This window comes from Methylocella sp., from assembly GCF_044226135.1.
In the GTDB taxonomy this organism is placed as follows: Bacteria; Pseudomonadota; Alphaproteobacteria; order Rhizobiales; family Beijerinckiaceae; genus Methylocapsa.
Genome location: NZ_JBGAHM010000053.1, coordinates 1 through 17162, shown reverse-complemented (window position 1 = coordinate 17162; position 17162 = coordinate 1). Strand labels below are relative to the sequence as shown.

Here is a 17162-nt window from a genome sequence, read left to right as displayed (position 1 = left end):
GGGTTGAGCTTCAGCGCGCCGCCGACATAGCCGACGCGGGCCGCGCCGACCGGGCCCATGAAGGGCACGCCGGACAGCGTCAGCGCCGCCGAGGTCGCGACCATGGCGAGGATGTCGGGGTCGTTCTCGAGGTCATGCGAGAGGACGGTGACGACGACCTGCGTGTCGTTGCGGTAGCCGTCGGGGAAGAGGGGGCGGATCGGCCGGTCGATCAGGCGGGAGACCAGAGTCTCTTTCTCGGAGGGGCGGCCTTCGCGCTTGAAATAGCCGCCGGGGATGCGGCCGGCGGCGAACGCCTTCTCCTGGTAGTTGACGGTGAGCGGGAAGAAGTCGACGCCGGGCTTTGGAGCCCGCGCCGAGACGACGGTCGCGAGAACGGTGGTCTCGCCATAGCTGGCGAACACGGCGCCGTCGGCCTGGCGGGCGATCCGCCCGGTCTCGAGGGTCAGCTTGCGTCCGGCCCAGTCGAGCGTTTCACGATGGATTTCAAACATTCAGCATCTTTCTTGCGTCTGGCGTGCATGACAGGCGAAGACGCGGCCAAAGCAAGACGGCGAGAGGCTGCGGTGGCGGGCAGCCTCTGGCGATCCTGCCGTGGCGGGCGCTTCGCCGGCGGAGCGGCGGCCCCATGCCGCCGCCGAGAAGACGGCGCGCCGAGCGATTCGCGTGAAGAAAACAAGCGAGTCGCTTGAAAAACGGAGCGCGGCCGTCGCGGACGACGCTCGAACCCTGGCTCCCGCGCCCGCGCCCGGGCGTCGCGCCGCTCCAGACGTCCGGCCGGAGCGCGCCGATGAGCGGCTCAAGCGTCAATTCCAAATATATAGCAGGCGCCCGGGCCCGTTTCGAGGGCGTCCGCGCGCGGCCGGAGGCGAGGGCCGTCGGGCCGCCGCCGCCGGCGGGATTGAGCCTAGCGGCGGATGCCGAGGCGTTCGATCAGGGCGCGATAGCGCGGCTCGTCGCGCTTCTTGACATAGTCGAGAAGCTGGCGCCGCTGCGACACGAGCTTCAGCAGGCCGCGGCGGGAATGGTTGTCCTTGACGTGGGTCTTGAAGTGCTCGGTGAGGTTCGAGATGCGCTCCGTGAGGATCGCGACCTGCACTTCGGGCGAGCCCGTGTCGTCGGGCTTGAGGGCGTATTCTTTCAGGAGCGCCTGCTTGCGCTCGGACGTGATCGACATCGTGAGCCTTTCTGCGGGGTTGGCGGGCCGGAGCGTCAGGGGAAGAGGGCCCAAACCCAAAGCGCAGCCGCGCCGGGATGTCGTCCAGCGCGGTCGCGTGTCTGGGGCGCGCTTTGGCGCGCGTCGACCTTATACGCACAAAGCGCGCCGAAAGAAAGCGCGGCCGGGGCGCCGACGCGCCCGCCCGATCGTCAGCATTCGAGGCGATTTGCAAAGCGCTTTCTAAGCTGAAGGCGAGAAACATCGCCAAGGATCTTTTGCGTCGCAGCGCAGCCGCGCCGACGCCCATGACGGGAGCGCTTCCATGTTCGGTTCCGGCGCCGATTTCTTCGCGGCGGCGACGCATGACCTGATGAGCCCCGACAACAGGTCGTTCCTCGCGCTCGTCCTTGGGAGCGGATTTGTCCTTCTTGTCGGATTCTGGGGGGCGCGACGGCTGATGCGCGCCCTTCCGGACTCCTATGGCGAAGCCTCGCCCCCGACCGACGCGGAACGCGACGGGGTGACGGCTGCGAGCCGGGAGGCGGTCGCGGCCATGCTCCAGGCCGAAAACCTCGACGCGACGCAGTTCGAGCGCCGTCTCGGCCAGGCGATCGACATGCTGGCCAAGCTGCGCACCCGTCTCGCCGACGCCTGTCCGGCCGCGCTGGCGCTCGTCGACGCGGGCGATTTCGCCGCCGCGCGCGCGGCCCTGCGCAACGGGCGCGATCCGCGCGGCGTCGGCCCCGACCAGGCCAAGCGCGAGGCGAGGCTTTATACGGCGGCGGCGGTGATCGACCAGATCAAGCTCGACTATCGCGGCGCCGCCGAGAATTACGACGTCGCCGCGACGCTCGTGTCTCAGGTCGGCGAAGAGGAGGCGAGGGGGCAGGAATGGCGCCTGCGCATCGAGCAGGCGCGCGCGCTCGTCGGCGACGCCACCGTCAAGGGCAACGCCGACAGCATCGGCCCGGCGCTCGCCGTCTATGACAAGGCTCTTGAGCTCGCGCCGCGCCGCGCCGCGCCGCACGCCTGGGCGCAGACGCAGATGCATCGCGGCGACGCGCTGCTCGCGGGCGGCCTCGCCGCCGCCGAGCCGCGCCTCGTCGAGGACGCCGTCCAGTCCTATCAGGCCGCGCTCGAGGAATGGACGCGGCGCGCCACGCCGTTCGAATGGGCGCGGGCGCAGCACAATCTGGGCGAGGCGCTGCGTCGTCTCGCCGACTTCGACAGCGGCGTCGAACGGCTGCAGCCGGCGGCGGACGCCTATCGCGCGGCGCTGAGCGCCTGGACGCGCGAGGCGGCGCCGGACCTCTGGGCGATGACCCAGGGCGGCCTCGGCGACGCGCTCGCCGTCATCGGCGCCCACACGGGCGACGGCGACACGCTGCGCGAGGCGATCGCCGCCTATCAGGCCGCGCTCGGCGAACTGCGGCGTGAGATCGCGCCGCAGGAATGGGCCCAGATCCAGAACAGCCTCGGCGTCGCGCTCGAAGCGCTCGCCGAGCATGAGCATCGCGAGGGCGATTATGGCGCGAAGCCGCTGAAGCTCGCCGTCGAGGCGTTTCAACATGCGCTCGAGGGCCGCTCCGCCGAAACCGACCCGGCCCAATACGCCGCGACGAGCGTCGGCCTCGGCGATTCGCTTCTGTCGCTCGGCGAACATGAGGCCGAGACCAACCCCGAATATGGCGCCGACCTGCTCGCCCGCGCGGCGGAGGCCTATCGCGGCGCGCTCAAGGTCCGCGACGCGATCACGCCGCAGGAGGTCGCCAGGATCGAGATCAATCTGGCTTATGCGCTGGGGCTCTCGTGGACCGGCGCGCGCGACGACGCTCTTCTCGACGAGGCTCTGGCCCATGTCGAGGACGCCATCGCCCTGCTGCGCGAAAGCGGCGACGCCGAGCATCTTGCCGCGGCGGAGGCGGCGCGGCGCAATATTCTCGACGCGCGCCGCGGCGAGGCCGCATAAATCGCGGCGCAAGCGGCGCATTTCGGGCTTGGACGCCTGAAAGAAGTCGAATTATGATGGCGCCGTCAAATTTGAATTGTTTGTTTCATTTGAATTGCGTCTGCTTCGTTCATGACCGACTGGAAGCTGGGTTCTCTCGCCGAAAAGCTGCGGCAGGCCGCCTTTGATCCTGACGTGTGGCCCGAAGCGCTGCAGGCGCTTGGCCATAGCGTCGGCGCGTCGAGCGCGGCGATCTTCTCCGGCAGGGCGCGACCGCGGCGCGAGCTCGCCTCGCCCGAGCTTCTCGAGGTGATCGAGGACTATGTGCGCGGCGGCTGGCGCGAGCAGGACGAGCGCACGCGCGCCGTGGCGATCGGCGTCGCCAGCGGCGCGGTCGTCGATCAGGACTTCATCTCGCGGCGGGAAATGCGCCATTCGGCGTTTTACGAGGATTTTCTGGCGCGCCATAACCTGCGCTGGTTCGTCGGCCTGCCGCTCGACCGCGGCGCCGAGGCCGGCGGGGTCTGGGGCGTCTCGATTCATCGCAGCGCCTCGCAGGGGCCGTTTCAGCCGCATGAGGTCGAGGCCCTGCGCAGCTTTTTGCCCGCCATTTCCGGGCCGGCGACCATCGCCGCCAAGCTTGGCCATGCGCGCGTCGAAGGGCTCGTCCAGGCGCTCGAAGTGATTGGCCGCCCGTGCATCCTCCTCGACGAGAACGGCGAACTGCTGGAGACGAACGGCCCGGGCGGGGAGATGGTCGGCCGCGCGCTGGACGTCACGGACGGGCGGCTCAAATTCCACGACGGCGCGAGCCAGACGGCCTTCGACGCCGCTCTGGCCGAAGCCTTTTCCTCCTCGCGCCTCAACGCGCCCGGCGTCGTCTGCGTGCGCGACAGGGCCGGCGAAAGGCATGTGCTGCGCATCGTCCACGTCGGCGCCGTGGCGCGCTATCCTTTCGCGTCCGCCTCTTTCGTGGTGATCTTCGAACAGGAGGCGCCGACCCGGCAGCAGATGCTGGCGACGTTCAGGGCGGCCTTCGGCCTGACGCCGGCGGAGGCGCGGCTCGCGCGCGCCATGCTGTCGGGACGTTCTCTCGCCGCCGTCGCGCGCGAGAGCGGGCTCACCTATGAAACGGCGCGCTCTTATCTCAAGGCGATTTTTCTGAAGACGGGAACGCACCGGCAGGCCGAACTCGTCGCGCTGCTCGCGCGGCTACGCAGCTGACTCCGGCCCGCGCTGAAAAGGAGCTCATGAAGAGCGCATAGAACGCCCGCCGCAATAAACTGGTTCTTGTGATTTTTGAGTGATGTGCGGGCGCCCTATGCCTGACGGACGCTCGTCTGAATTTCGCAGGACGGAAACCCTCATTTGCGGGGGGGGGGGGCGTTCGCCATGCGCCGCCCGCCGGACGAAGCCCCATGAGCGTCGCCCGACCTTGCGCAGGCGCGCTCAACCGCTTCGGCGGACGCCAGGCGGGCCGCCTTCAGAATCGCGGCAGGTCGGGGAAGGGCAGGGCGCCGCCGCTCACATGCATGAAGCCCATTTCGGCGCAGCGGTGGAGCTGCGGAAACACCTTGCCCGGATTGAGCAGCTGTTTTTCGTCGAAGGCGCATTTGACGCGGATCTGCTGGTCGAGGTCGACCGCGTCGAACATCTCGGGCATCAGGTCGCGCTTCTCGACGCCGACGCCATGCTCGCCGGTCAGGACGCCGCCGACCTTGACGCAGAGGCGCAAGATGTCGGCGCCGAAATCCTCGGCGGCCTGAAGCTCGCCCGGCTGGTTGGCGTCATAGAGGATCAGCGGGTGCAGATTGCCGTCTCCGGCGTGGAAGACGTTGGCGACGCGCAGACCGTGCTTTTTCGACAGCTCGGCGATGCCGGCGAGGACCTTCGGCAGCTCCCTGCGCGGAATCGTGCCGTCCATGCACAGATAGTCGGGCGAGAGCCGGCCGACCGCCGGGAACGCCGCCTTGCGCCCGGCCCAGAAGGCGAGGCGCTCGGCCTCCGACTGCGAGATCCGGCACTGCGTCGCGCCGTGCCGCAGCGCGATCTGCTCGACGAGGCCGGTCAGATGGTCGACCTCGACCGGCGGGCCGTCGATCTCGACGATCAGCATGGCCGCGGCGTCGCGCGGATAGCCGACGTTGACGAAATCCTCGGCCGCCTGGATGGCCGGATTGTCCATCATCTCCATGCCGCCCGGGATGATCCCGGCGGCGATGACGTCGGCGACGCAGGCCCCGCCGGCCTCGCTCGAGTCGAAGGCGATGAGCAGCGCCCGCGCGCATTCGGGCTTGCGCAGCAGGCGCACGGTCACTTCGGTGACGACGCCGAGCATGCCTTCCGAGCCGACGACGAGGCCGAGCAGGTCGAAGCCCTCGGCGTCGAGGAAGGCGCCGCCGAGGCGCACGATCTCGCCGGTCATCAGCGCCATCTCGACGCCGAGCACATTGTTGGTGGTGAGGCCGTATTTGAGGCAGTGCACGCCGCCCGAATTCTCGGCCACGTTGCCGCCGATGGAGCAGGCGATCTGCGAGGAGGGGTCGGGGGCGTAATAGAAGCCGGCGTGGTCGACGGCGCGGCTGATGGCGGCGTTGGTCACGCCGGGCTCGACCACGGCGACGCGATTGTCGAAGTCGATCGACTTCACGCGGTTGAACTTCATCATCGAGATCAGCACCGCGTCCTGGAGCGGCAGCGCGCCGCCCGAAAGCGAGGTGCCGGCGCCGCGCGGCACGACCTTCACGCCGTTCTCGTAGCAATATTTCAGCACGGCCTGCAGCTCGCCGACGGTCGAAGGCAGCACGACCGCGAGCGGCAGGTTGGCGTAGGCGGTGAAGCCGTCGCTCTCATAGGGGCGCCGGCCGATCTCGGCGTCGATCACGCTTTCGCCCGGCGCGAGCGTCTTCAGGGCGGCGACGATCTCCGCCTGGCGCGACATGATGGATTGATCGACGTCGAGATGCATGGGTCCGCTCCTTGAAACGTCATTATGGCGCCGGCCGCACGGCGGCGCACGAACCCGATCGCCGTCAAGCCTCAATTTATGCGTCAGTGTTTTGCGAAAACTAAAATAATTTTTAAAAATCAAATAAATCAATGTCGTCCACGTGACATGTGGAGCGCCTAGCAGAGCGCCGCACGGCGGATGAACGCCGTTTCCGGAGCTGCTCTCTCATGTCTAACAACACCTTCGCCGCTCGACGCGGGCGCGGGCCGGTCCTGCTCGCGCTCACGCTCGGCTGTCTCGCCGGCGTGGCGCGGCCAGCTTTCGCGGGCGACACGGAAGATGAAATCCGCCTGCTCAAGGCGCAGCTGAAACGGCTCGAAGCCAAGGTCGAGGCGCAGAGTCGCGAGCGCCGCCGCGAGACGGCCGCGCTGAAAGCCTCCGCGCCGAAGCCGGGCGCGGCCGGCGCGCCGACGCCCGTCGCGGCGTCAGGAGGCGTCGTTCTGCCGAGCGTCGCCATCGCGCCGCTGAGCGGCGCGCCGGCCTATGGAAACGCCGCGACGCATGCGGCGATCACCGGCATGCCGACGACCGGCGCGCCGAGCCTGTTCATCAACGGCGTCAGCATCACGCCCGGCGGCTTCTTCGCGCTCGAAGGCGTCTATCGCAGCCGCTTCATCGGCGCGGACATGTCGACGCCGTTCCAGAACATCCCCTATCCGAACGTGCGCTCGGGTCAGTCCAACGAGTTCCGCATCTCGTCGCGCCACAGCCGCGCCATTCTGCTCGTGAAGGGCGACGTCGATCCGCAGACCCATCTTTCGGGCTACATGGAGGCGGATTTCCTCGGCGCGGCGCAGACGGCGAACTCCAACGAGAGCAACTCCTACAATTTCCGCCTGCGCCAGATGTACGCGGCGGCCGACTGGGACGCCTGGGGCCTGCATCTCCTCGCCGGCCAGAGCTGGTCGCTCGCGACCGCCGACGCGAAGGGGATCATGCCGCGGCAGGAGAACATCCCGCTCGTCATCGACGCGCAATATGTGCCGGGCTTCGTCTGGGCGCGCACGCCGCAGCTTCGGCTGGTCAAGGAGTTCGGCGGCGGCTTCTGGGCCGGCGTCTCGGCTGAAAACCCGGCGACCACCTTCGGCGGCTACACGACGGTCGGAACGACGGCGACGACGCTGCCGTCGAGCCTCGTCTACAACGCGCTTCCGGTCGGCGGGTCGCTGTTCAACTCGGCCAACGCGCTCTCGCTCAACCATGTGCCGGACGTCATCGGCAAGGCCGCCTGGGACGTCAATCTCGCCGGCCACGACGTCCATGTCGAAGGGTTCGGGCTGTATCGCAGCTTCTACTACCAGGTGAACAACGCCAGCCATAACGTGTCGGGCGGCGGCGGCGGCGGCTCGATCCAGGTCTCGATCCTCCCCAAAATGCTCGAACTCCAGTTTTCGGGCATGGCCGGAACGGGCGTCGGCCGCTACGGGACGGGCCAGCTGCCGGACGTGACCTTCAACTGGAACGGCGGGATCGCGCCCGTCGGCGAGACCATGCTGCTCGCAGGGCTCGTCGCGCATCCGCTGGCCGCGCTCGACGTCTACGTCTATGCGGGGCAGGAGACGCAGCGCCCGACCTATTCGACGAGCTACGTCAACGGGGCCGCGAACCCGTTCGGCCTCGGCAATCCGCTGTTCTCCAACGCCGGCTGCTGGACGCTGGGCTCGACCGTCTGCAACGGCAACATCCGCTACGTCCGGCAGATCACCGGCGGCTTCTGGGACAAGATCTACCAGGGCTCGTTCGGCCAGCTGCGCGCCGGGCTGCAATATTCCTACACGCAGAAGGCCTCGTTCAACGGCGTCGGCGGCACGGCCAAGGCCGACGACAGCATGGTGCTGGGCAGCCTGCGCTATTTCCCGTTCTAGCGCCGGCCGCGCTTGGCCGCAGCCGGCCTCGGGCTTGAGACGGCGCGCCTGCCGACGCCGCGCGGCGGGCGCGCGAACCCCAGTCCATGCCGACGATGCCTGAGCGCGTCCAGCCGGTCCGGCAGCTTTGCCGGTCCATCGCGTGCGTCGAACACGGCCTCGCCGGTCCGGCGAACCGGATCGGCGGCGCGGTCTCTTCGGGCGCCGAGCTCAAGGTCACGCAGGAGGCGGTCACGCCGTGCGTGTTCATCGTCTGCGCGATCTTGCGCCTCGGCGAAAAGATCGCCATTGGCCATCTGGTCGGCTTCGCCCTGATCGGGCTCGGCGCCTTTTTCGTCTTCAAGGGGTCGAGCCGTTCATGAGCGCGCATGATGGGCGCGCATGATGGGCGCGGATGTCGGGCGCGGACGCCGTCTTGCGTTCACGCGCGCGCAGCCCTATAAGCGCGTCCATTCCACACGCGGATCGCGCGACCCTGAATGAAGGGCCGCTTCCGGTGGCGTTTTTCTATTGTCGGGAGAGAGTCCGGACCGGAGAAGCGCCCAAACGATCCGCGGCGGCTCAACCGGAGATCTGAACCATGTCGCTGCCTGACTTCACCATGCGCAACCTGCTCGATTCGGGCGCCCATTTCGGCCACCAGTCGCATCGCTGGAATCCGAAGATGGAGCCCTACATCTTCGGCGTGCGCAACAACATCCATATCATCGACCTCGCCCAGACGGTGCCGCTGCTGCACCAGGCGCTGAAGGCGGTGTCGGACACGGTGTCGCGCGGCGGGCGCGTGCTGTTCGTCGGAACCAAGCGCCAGGCCCAGGACGCCATCGCCGAGGCGGCGCATCGCTGCGCGCAATATTACATCAATTCGCGCTGGCTCGGCGGCATGCTGACCAACTGGAAGACCATTTCGGCCTCGATCCAGCGTCTGCGCAAGGTCGAGGACACGCTGCAGACCGGCGCCTCGGGCCTCACCAAGAAAGAGCGCCTGATGATGTCGCGCGAGCGCGACAAGCTCGAAAAGGCGCTCGGCGGCATCAAGGAGATGGGCGGCCTGCCGGACCTCATCTTCGTCATCGACACCAACAAGGAGCAGCTCGCCATCAAGGAGGCCGAGCGCCTTCATATTCCGGTGGCGGCGATCCTCGACACCAATTGCGACCCTGACGGCATCACCTTCCCGATTCCGGGCAATGACGACGCCGGCCGCGCCATCGCGCTCTATTGCGACCTGATCGCCCGCGCCGCGCTCGACGGCATCGCCCGCAGCCAGGGCGATTCGGGCGTCGATTTCGGCGAGGCGGTCGAGCCGCTGCCGGAAGAGCTGCCGGCCGAAGGCGCCGTCGTCGAGGCCGAAGCCTTCGAGGCCCCGGCCGAGGCGTTCGAGCTTCTCACCGCGCCGCGCGGCGCGCCCGACGATCTCGGCAAGCTGCCGGGCATCGGCCCGCAGATCGTCAAGAAGCTGAACGACGCCGGCATCTTCCATTTCTGGCAGATCGCCGCCATGACCCCGGAAGAGGCCGCCAAGGCGGACCAGGATCTCAAGCTCGGCGGCCGCATCGAGCGCGACGGCTGGGTCAATCTGGCCCGCGGCCTCGTGACGGCCTGAACGGCGCGCTGACGCTTTATTCACAAGGAAAGAGATTATGGCGAGCGTTACGGCGGCAATGGTGAAGGATCTTCGCGAGAAGACCGGCGCCGGCATGATGGATTGCAAGACCGCCCTGAACGAAACCGAAGGCGACGTCGAGGCGGCGATCGACTGGCTGCGCAAGAAGGGCCTGTCGAAGGCCGCCAAGAAGTCCGGCCGCGTCGCCGCCGAAGGCCTCGTCGCCGTCGCCGTCCATGACACCAAGGGCGTCGTCGTCGAGGTCAACTCCGAGACCGACTTCGTCGCCCGCAACGAGGAGTTCCAGGCGCTCGCCCGGACCATCGCCCTCGTCGCGGTCGAGAAGGGGCTCGACGACGTCGAGGCGATCAAGGGCGCCCATTACCCGGGCGGCGGCACGGTCGCCGACGCCATCGCCAGCTCCGTCGCGACCATCGGCGAGAACATGACCCTGCGCCGCGCCGCCAGGCTCGGCGTCGCGAAGGGCGTGGTCGGCCAGTATGTGCATAACGCCGTGGCGGACGGGCTCGGCAAGATCGGCGTCATCGTCGCGCTCGACTCCGAGGGCGACGCCATCGCCCTTCAGGGCCTCGCCCGCCTCATCGCCCTGCATGTGGCGGCGACCGCCCCGCTCGCGCTCGACTCGTCGCAGCTCGATCCGGCGGTGGTCGAGCGCGAAAAGGCCGTGCTCGCCGACAAGAACGCCGGCAAGCCGGCCAACGTGCTCGAGAAGATCGTCGAATCGGGCCTCAAGACCTATTACAAGGAGGTCTGCCTGATCGACCAGCCCTCGATCCACGCCGAGCACGCGGGTAAGACCATCGGCCAGGTCGTCAAGGACTCCGAGAAGGCGGCCGGCGCGCCGGTCAAGCTCGCGGGCTTCGTGCGCTTCGCTCTTGGCGAGGGCGTCGAGAAGCAGGAGAGCGACTTCGCCGCCGAAGTCGCCGCCGCCGCCAGCGGCCAGCTCTGACGCGTTTCGCCGTCTGTCTTTTGAAGGCCGTCCGCTTCAGCGCGGGCGGCCTTTTTCTTTGCGCCTTCTCTTTTCTTCGCGCCTTCGCGCGGCGTCTCGTTCCCTCGCGCCGGGCGCCGGCGCACGCACGTCGAAATTGACGCTTCGGCGGATTCGCGTGACAGTCGCCGTCGTCGGCGGACGTCGCGAATCGCATGCGCGCGCAGGGCGGCGCGCGGCCGCTCCGCCGTTCAAGGGAGCGAATCCATGTTTCCTGCAGCCTTGCGCGTTCATGCCGGCCGGCTCGCCGCCGTCGCCGCCTTTGGCCTCGCCGCCGCCGCTTTCGCCGCAGCGCCCGCCTCGGCCCAGTCGGTCCGCTCCGCCTGCTCCGAGAAATACCAGGCGGCCAAGGCGGGCGGGACGCTCGGCGGCCTGACCTGGCCGCAGTTCTACAGCCGATGCGCGGCCGAAGCGCGGGGCGCCGCCCCCGAAGCGCCCCCTGCGCCAGCTCCGACGGCGGCTCCGGCCTCTCCGGCCCCGGCGTCTCCCCCGGCGCCCGCCGCCGCCAGGCCCGCGCCGGGCCGGCCGTCCGCGGCGGCGACGGGCGCAGGCGGCGCGGCGGTCTTCCCGACGGCGGTGTCTTCGTCCTACGCCAATGAAAAACCGGGCGTCGCGCGCCGCAAGACCTGCCTCGACCAGTACCACGCCAACAAGGCGACCGACTCCAACGGCGGCTTGCGCTGGATCTCGAAGGGCGGCGGCTATTACAGTCAATGTAACGCGCGCCTGAAGCCGGCGGAGTAGGGCGCGCCGGCGCGTCGGGGCGATTCTCGCGCCGTCCCGTTTTTTGCGCCGCATGCGTTGCGAAAGCCACACCTGCGCAAGAATGCTTCAGGCCGCCGGCGGTCCGCATGGACAGGCTTTGGCGCGCGCCATATATCTTCGAGAAGACACGGCAAGGATATAGACGATATGCAGGACGAAGCCGTTTCAGGGGCCCTGGCGGATCCTTCCGCCGAACTGCGGCGCACCATGGTCGATCGCCAGATCAAGACCTTCGACGTCACGGACGCCGCCGTCCTCGCCCGTATGCTCGAGGTTCCGCGCGAGCGTTTTCTTCCTGAACGCCTGTTCCCGCTCGCCTATTCCGACGCCGCCCTGCCGCTCGAGGGAGAGGGCGGGGCGCGCCGCACGCTGCTGCCGCCTCTGGTGCTCGCCCGCCTCATCCAGGGCGCGCGGATCGAGCCGACCGACCGGGTTTTGGTGGTCGCCGCCGCGCCGGGCTATTCCACGGCGCTCGTCGCCGGCCTCGCCGCCGAGACGACCGCGCTTGAATCCGACTCCGTCCTCGCCGCGGCGCTGCGCGCCAATCTCGAATCGGCCGGCCTCGGAGCGGTCAAGGTGATCGAGGCGCCGCTTGTCGCCGGCGCGTCGGCGAGGGCGCCTTTCGACGTCATTCTCGTCGACGGCGCCGTCGCCGCCCGTCTCGATCCGCTGCTCGACCAGCTTGCGGAGGGCGGCCGGCTCGTCGCCATCCAGCGTCTCGACGACGGCTCGTCGAAGGCCGTGCGCCACGACCGCGCCGGCGGCGCGGTCGGCGCGCGCATCCTGTTCGACGCCGTGCATCCGACGCTCGAGGAATTCCGGGCCGCCGACGCCTTCACGTTCACCTGAGCCGCCGATCGGCGAAAGCCGCGCCGGCTTTGCGCCCAAATCAGGCGATAAACTTGAGCGCCGCCGTGTGGGGACGGCGGCGACGTCGCGGGCCGCGCGAGGGGGCGCGGCCGACAGGATGGGAATCACGCGCTTGTTCGACGCCTCGCACACCACCAGCACCGTCCGTTCGCGACGCCACGGGGCGGCGCGCCGGAGCGCCGCTGCGGCCGTGTTCGGCTGGCTGTGTCTTGCTTCCGGCGCCGACGCCGAAACCATGTCGAGCGCGCTCGCCCGCGCCTATGTCGGCAACCCGGACCTCAACCAGCAGCGCGCCGGCGTGCGCGCCTCCGATGAAAACATCCCGCGCGCGAGCGCCGGCTGGCGGCCGCAGGCCTCGGCCGTCGGGCAGGTCGGCGCCAATTATCTCGACCTGCGTTCGGCCGGCTCGCGCCTCAACGGCGTGACCGCGCCGAGCACGATCGGCGTCAGCGTGAGCCAGAACCTGTTCGACGCGAACCGCACGCTGAACTCGGTCCGGCAGGCCGAATCAGGCGTCCTGAGCTCCCGCGAGCAGCTGCGCAACACCGAGCAGAGCGTCCTGCAGAGCGGCGCCACCGCCTATATGAACGTGCTGCGCGACACCGCCGTGCTCGAGCTGCGCCGCAACAACATCACCGTGCTCGAAGAGCAGCTGCGCCAGACCCGCGACCGCTTCAACGTCGGCGAGGTGACCCGCACCGACGTCGCGCAGGCCGAGGCGAGCCTCGCCAATTCGCGCTCCGAATATTTCACGGCGCAGGCGCTGCTCCAGTCCAGCATCGCCAGCTTCCGCCAGATCATCGGCGTCGAGCCGACGCGGCTCGAGCCCGCGCGCACCATCGAGGCGCTGCTGCCGAAGTCGCAGACCTCCGCGGTCGCGCTGGCGCTCAGCGAGCATCCGGCGATTCAGGCGTTTCTGCATGCGGTCGACTCCGCCGAGGCCCAGGTCCGCATCATCGAGGCTGAGCTTTATCCCAATCTGTCGATCACCGGCAGCGTGCAGCGCTTCACCGATTATCAGGGCACGCGCAACGGCACGCTCCTCAACGGCGCCATCGTCGGCCAGCTCACCGTGCCGATCTACACCGGCGGCTCCGTCGACGCGCGCGTGCGCCAGGCCAAGGAGCAGCTGTCGCAGGCCCGGCTGCAGGCCGACCTGCAGCGCGATTACGTCCGCGCCGCGGTGGTCTCGTCGTGGGGCCAGCTCGACACCTCCCGCGCCGTGATCCAGTCGGCGCAGGCGGCGGTGCGCGCCGCCGAAATCGCGCTCGACGGCGTGCGCGAGGAGGCGAAGGTCGGCCAGCGCACCACCTTCGACGTCCTTTACCAGCAGCAGGTGCTGCTCAACACGCGCGTCAGCCTGGTCACCGCGCAGCGCGACCGGGTCGTCGCCTCCTATGCGGTGATGGCGGCGATCGGCAAGCTTTCGGCGGCCAATCTCAGCCTCAACGTCGCGGCCTATGATCCGACCGTCCATTTCGATCAGGTGCGCGACAAATGGATCGGGCTGCGCACGCCGGACGGGCGCTGACGCCCACCGCGTCGCCGCGCTCCTGACGCCCTCTTTCGCTGTGCAGGCCGGCTTTCGCGGCTTGCCAGCGGGGGGCGGCTGCGCCTAACCTCGCCGACGTCAAGCCGGGCGGCGTCGCGAGTCGGCGGCGCGTTCAGGGGCGCAAGGCCCGTCCAGATTTCAGAGAGCGACAGGGCATGACCGCAGCCCAATCCGTCGAGGCTTCCGCAGAAACCCGCGCCCGGGAGCCGTCCATGGAGGATATATTGGCCTCGATCCGCCGCATCATCGCCGAGGACCAGGCGCTGTTCGCCGGCGAGGTCCCGGAGCCCGCCGCCGACGCGCGGACGCCGTCCGACGAGCCGCTCGCCTCGCGCGAGACCGCCTCGAGCGTCGCCGGCGCCTTCAATGCGCTGATCGCCAGCCGTTTCGCCGAGCGGTCCGAGGTGATTTTGGCGATGACGCGGGAGGAGCTGCGCCCGCTCCTCACGGCCTGGCTCGACGCGCATCTGCCGCCGCTCGTCGAGCGGCTCGTACGCGAGGAGATCGAGCGCATGACGGCGCAGGGCGTCTGAGCGGCCGCAGCCCGGCCTGCGCCTGCGCTCTTTCTTGCTGCCTTTGCGTCTCGCGCGCGGCGGCCCGCTTGCCTTTTGCGCGCGGCTGGGCCATCGCTGACGGCGAAATGACGCGCTAGGCTCGCCGGCGCGCCTCAACCCATTGGTCCGACGCGTCCGCCTCATCCGAACAGCCGCGGCTCTTTGGCCGGACGCCCTAGCCGACGAAACGACGTCTCGATGATGGACAAGACTTTCGATCCCGCTGCGGTCGAAGGCCGCGTCGCCGCGCTCTGGCGCGAGGCCGACGCCTTCAGGTCAGGCCGCGCCGACCGCGCCGCCGCGCCGCCCTTCTCGATCGTGATCCCGCCGCCCAACGTCACCGGCTCGCTGCATATGGGCCATGCGCTCAACGCGACGCTGCAGGACGTGCTCGCCCGCTACCGCCGCATGCGCGGCGACGACGTGCTCTGGCAGCCGGGCATGGACCACGCCGGCATCGCCACGCAGATGGTCGTCGAGCGCCAGCTCGCGGAGAAGGGCGAGCCCGGCCGGCGCGATCTCGGCCGCGCGAAATTCCTTGAGCGCGTGTGGACCTGGAAGGCCGCCTCGGGCGGCGCCATCGCCGAGCAGCTCCAGCGCATCGGCGCCTCCTGCGACTGGTCGCGCGAGCGCTTCACCATGGACGAAGGGCTTTCGGCCGCCGTCGTCAAGGTGTTCGTGCAGCTTCACCGCGAGGGGCTGATCTATCGCGACAAGCGCCTCGTCAACTGGGACCCGAAGCTCCTCACCGCCATTTCCGACCTCGAGGTTGTGCAGGTCGAGACCAAGGGCTTCCTGTGGCGCTTCAAATATCCGCTGGTCGACGGCGACGGCCGCGAGACCGGCGAATTCGTCACGGTCGCGACGACGCGGCCCGAAACCATGCTCGGCGACACGGGAATCGCCGTCAATCCGGCCGACGAACGCTATCTGCGCCTGCATGGCGCGCGCGCGCGTCTGCCGCTCGTCGGCCGGCTCATTCCGATCGTCGCCGACGATTACTCCGACCCCGAAAAGGGGACCGGCGCGGTGAAGATCACGCCGGCGCATGACTTCAACGATTTCGAGGTCGGCCGCCGCCACGGCCTCGGGCTCATCAACGTGCTCGACGCCGAGGCGAAGCTGACGCTCGCCGGAAACGAGGCTTTCGCGCAGGGCGCCGCGCCCGACCCCGACATTCTGGCGCTCGACGGCCTCAGCCGCGAGGCCGCGCGTGAAAAAGTCGTGGCGCTGATGGAGGCGCGCGGCCTGCTCGAAGGCGTCGACCCGCATCCGCATATGGTCCCGCACGGCGACCGCTCGAACGCCGTGATCGAGCCCTGGCTGACCGACCAGTGGTATGTCGACGCCAAGACGCTGGCCGGGCCCGCGCTCGCCGCCGTGCGCGAAGGCAAGACCGTCTTCCACCCCAAAAACTGGGAAAAGACCTATTTCGACTGGCTCGAGAACATCGAGCCCTGGTGCGTCTCGCGCCAGCTCTGGTGGGGCCACCAGATCCCGGCCTGGTACGGGCCGGACGGAAAGGCGTTCGTGGCGGCGAGCGAGGCCGAGGCGCTTGAGGCGGCGAAGGCCCATTATGGCGCGCCGACCGCGCTGACGCGCGACGAGGACGTGCTCGACACCTGGTTTTCTTCGGCGCTGTGGCCGTTCTCGACGCTCGGCTGGCCGCAGGAGACGCCGGAGCTCGCCCGTTACTATCCGACCAGCGTCCTCGTCACGGGCTTCGACATCATTTTCTTCTGGGTCGCCCGGATGATGATGATGAGCCTGCATTTCATGGGCGAGGTCCCGTTCCGCGACGTCTATCTCCACGCCCTGGTGCGCGACGCCAGGGGCGCCAAGATGTCGAAGTCGAAAGGCAACGTCATCGACCCGCTCGAGCTGATCGACCAGTATGGCGCCGACGCGCTGCGCTTCACCATGGCGGCGATGGCCGCGCAGGGGCGCGACGTGAAGCTCGCCAAAGAGCGCGTCGAGGGCTACCGCAATTTCGCGACCAAGATCTGGAACGCGGCGCGCTTCGCCGAGATCAACGGCTGCGCCCTCGTCGACGGCTTCGACCCGCGCGGCGTGAAGGAGACGCTCAACGCGTGGATTCTCGGCGAGGCCGCGAAGGCCTGCGCCGAGACCGCGGCGGCGATCGAGGGCTACCGCTTCAACGACGCGGCGAACGCCGCCTATCGCTTCGTGTGGAACGTCTTCTGCGACTGGCATCTCGAACTCGCCAAGCCGCTGCTGCAGGGCGAGGACGGCGCGGCCAAGGACGAGACGCGGGCGACCACGGCCTTCGTCTTCGACCAGATTTTGAAGCTGCTGCATCCTTTCATGCCCTTCCTCACCGAGGAGCTCTGGGCGGTCAAGGCGCCGCCCGGGCGCCCGCGCGCGAGCGTGCTGGCGCTCGCCGCATGGCCCGATCTTGCGGGGCTCGAGGCGCCGCGGGCCGAGGCCGAGATCGGCTGGCTCATCGAGCTCATTTCGGAAATCCGGTCGGTGCGCTCCGAGATGAACGCGCCGGCCGGCGCGCAGATTCCGCTCGTGCTGGTGGCGGCGGCGGCGGAGGTCGAGGCGCGCGCGCGCCTCTGGGACGAGACCCTGCGCCGGCTGGCGCGCCTTTCGGGCGTGTCCTTTGCGGCCGAAGCGCCGGGCGAGGCGGCGCAATTCATCGTGCGCGGCGCCGCCGCGGCGCTGCCGCTCGCCGGGGTGATCGATTTTTCGGCCGAAAAGGCGCGGCTCGCCAAGGAGATCGGCAAATGCGGGGCGGAGGCGAAGAAGATCGCCGCCAAGCTCGCCAACGCCGATTTCGTGGCGCGAGCGCCCGAAGAGG

General features: G+C 69.1%; 13 protein-coding genes and 1 pseudogene. 11 read left to right on the top strand and 3 right to left on the bottom strand.

Going from position 1 to position 17162, the window contains the following annotated elements; translation table 11 throughout:
- Positions 1 to 494 (bottom strand): annotated as a pseudogene (locus tag ACILRB_RS15185) (polyribonucleotide nucleotidyltransferase); the annotation flags it as partial.
- A gap of 413 nt (positions 495 to 907) precedes the next feature.
- A complete protein-coding gene (gene rpsO, locus ACILRB_RS15180) occupies positions 908 to 1177 on the bottom strand; it encodes a 30S ribosomal protein S15 (protein ID WP_395667137.1) in 270 nt (89 codons plus the stop codon).
- A 304-nt stretch (positions 1178 to 1481) separates the two neighbouring features.
- Here rpsO and ACILRB_RS15175 point away from each other — a divergent pair, with 304 nt between their 5' ends.
- On the top strand, positions 1482 to 3128 hold the full coding sequence (locus tag ACILRB_RS15175) for a hypothetical protein (RefSeq protein ID WP_395667136.1): 1647 nt from the start codon (positions 1482 to 1484) through the stop codon (positions 3126 to 3128).
- Positions 3129 to 3239: 111 nt separating this feature from the next.
- A complete protein-coding gene (locus tag ACILRB_RS15170; protein WP_395667135.1) occupies positions 3240 to 4331 on the top strand; it encodes a helix-turn-helix transcriptional regulator in 1092 nt (363 codons plus the stop codon).
- 259 nt (positions 4332 to 4590) lie between these two features.
- Here the strand turns inward: ACILRB_RS15170 and ACILRB_RS15165 are convergent, their stop codons facing one another.
- Positions 4591 to 6075, bottom strand: a complete 1485-nt coding sequence (locus ACILRB_RS15165) for an FAD-linked oxidase C-terminal domain-containing protein (RefSeq protein ID WP_395667134.1) — start codon at positions 6073 to 6075, stop codon at positions 4591 to 4593.
- Positions 6076 to 6284: 209 nt separating this feature from the next.
- On the opposite strand from ACILRB_RS15165, the gene ACILRB_RS15160 reads away from it, so the two are divergent.
- From ACILRB_RS15160 to ACILRB_RS15120, 9 genes are all read left to right on the top strand, one after another.
- A complete protein-coding gene (locus ACILRB_RS15160) occupies positions 6285 to 7982 on the top strand; it encodes a hypothetical protein (RefSeq protein ID WP_395667133.1) in 1698 nt (565 codons plus the stop codon).
- A gap of 86 nt (positions 7983 to 8068) precedes the next feature.
- Positions 8069 to 8344 carry a DMT family protein gene (locus ACILRB_RS15155; RefSeq protein WP_395667132.1) on the top strand — a complete coding sequence of 92 codons (276 nt, stop codon included), beginning with the start codon at positions 8069 to 8071 and terminating at the stop codon, positions 8342 to 8344.
- 218 nt (positions 8345 to 8562) lie between these two features.
- Complete coding sequence (locus tag ACILRB_RS15150) at positions 8563 to 9588, top strand: 30S ribosomal protein S2 (RefSeq protein ID WP_395667131.1); 1026 nt, start codon at positions 8563 to 8565, stop codon at positions 9586 to 9588.
- Positions 9589 to 9625: 37 nt separating this feature from the next.
- On the top strand, positions 9626 to 10558 hold the full coding sequence (gene tsf, locus ACILRB_RS15145) for a translation elongation factor Ts (RefSeq protein ID WP_395667130.1): 933 nt from the start codon (positions 9626 to 9628) through the stop codon (positions 10556 to 10558).
- A gap of 246 nt (positions 10559 to 10804) precedes the next feature.
- On the top strand, positions 10805 to 11341 hold the full coding sequence (locus ACILRB_RS15140) for a hypothetical protein (protein WP_395667129.1): 537 nt from the start codon (positions 10805 to 10807) through the stop codon (positions 11339 to 11341).
- Positions 11342 to 11509: 168 nt separating this feature from the next.
- Positions 11510 to 12211, top strand: a complete 702-nt coding sequence (locus tag ACILRB_RS15135; protein ID WP_395667128.1) for a protein-L-isoaspartate O-methyltransferase — start codon at positions 11510 to 11512, stop codon at positions 12209 to 12211.
- A gap of 118 nt (positions 12212 to 12329) precedes the next feature.
- Positions 12330 to 13763 carry a TolC family outer membrane protein gene (locus ACILRB_RS15130; RefSeq protein WP_395667127.1) on the top strand — a complete coding sequence of 478 codons (1434 nt, stop codon included), beginning with the start codon at positions 12330 to 12332 and terminating at the stop codon, positions 13761 to 13763.
- Between the two features lie 233 nt (positions 13764 to 13996).
- Positions 13997 to 14317, top strand: a complete 321-nt coding sequence (locus ACILRB_RS15125) for a PopZ family protein (protein ID WP_395667126.1) — start codon at positions 13997 to 13999, stop codon at positions 14315 to 14317.
- A 219-nt stretch (positions 14318 to 14536) separates the two neighbouring features.
- The coding region (locus tag ACILRB_RS15120; protein WP_395667125.1) for a valine--tRNA ligase at positions 14537 to 17162 on the top strand (2626 nt) is incomplete at its 3' end.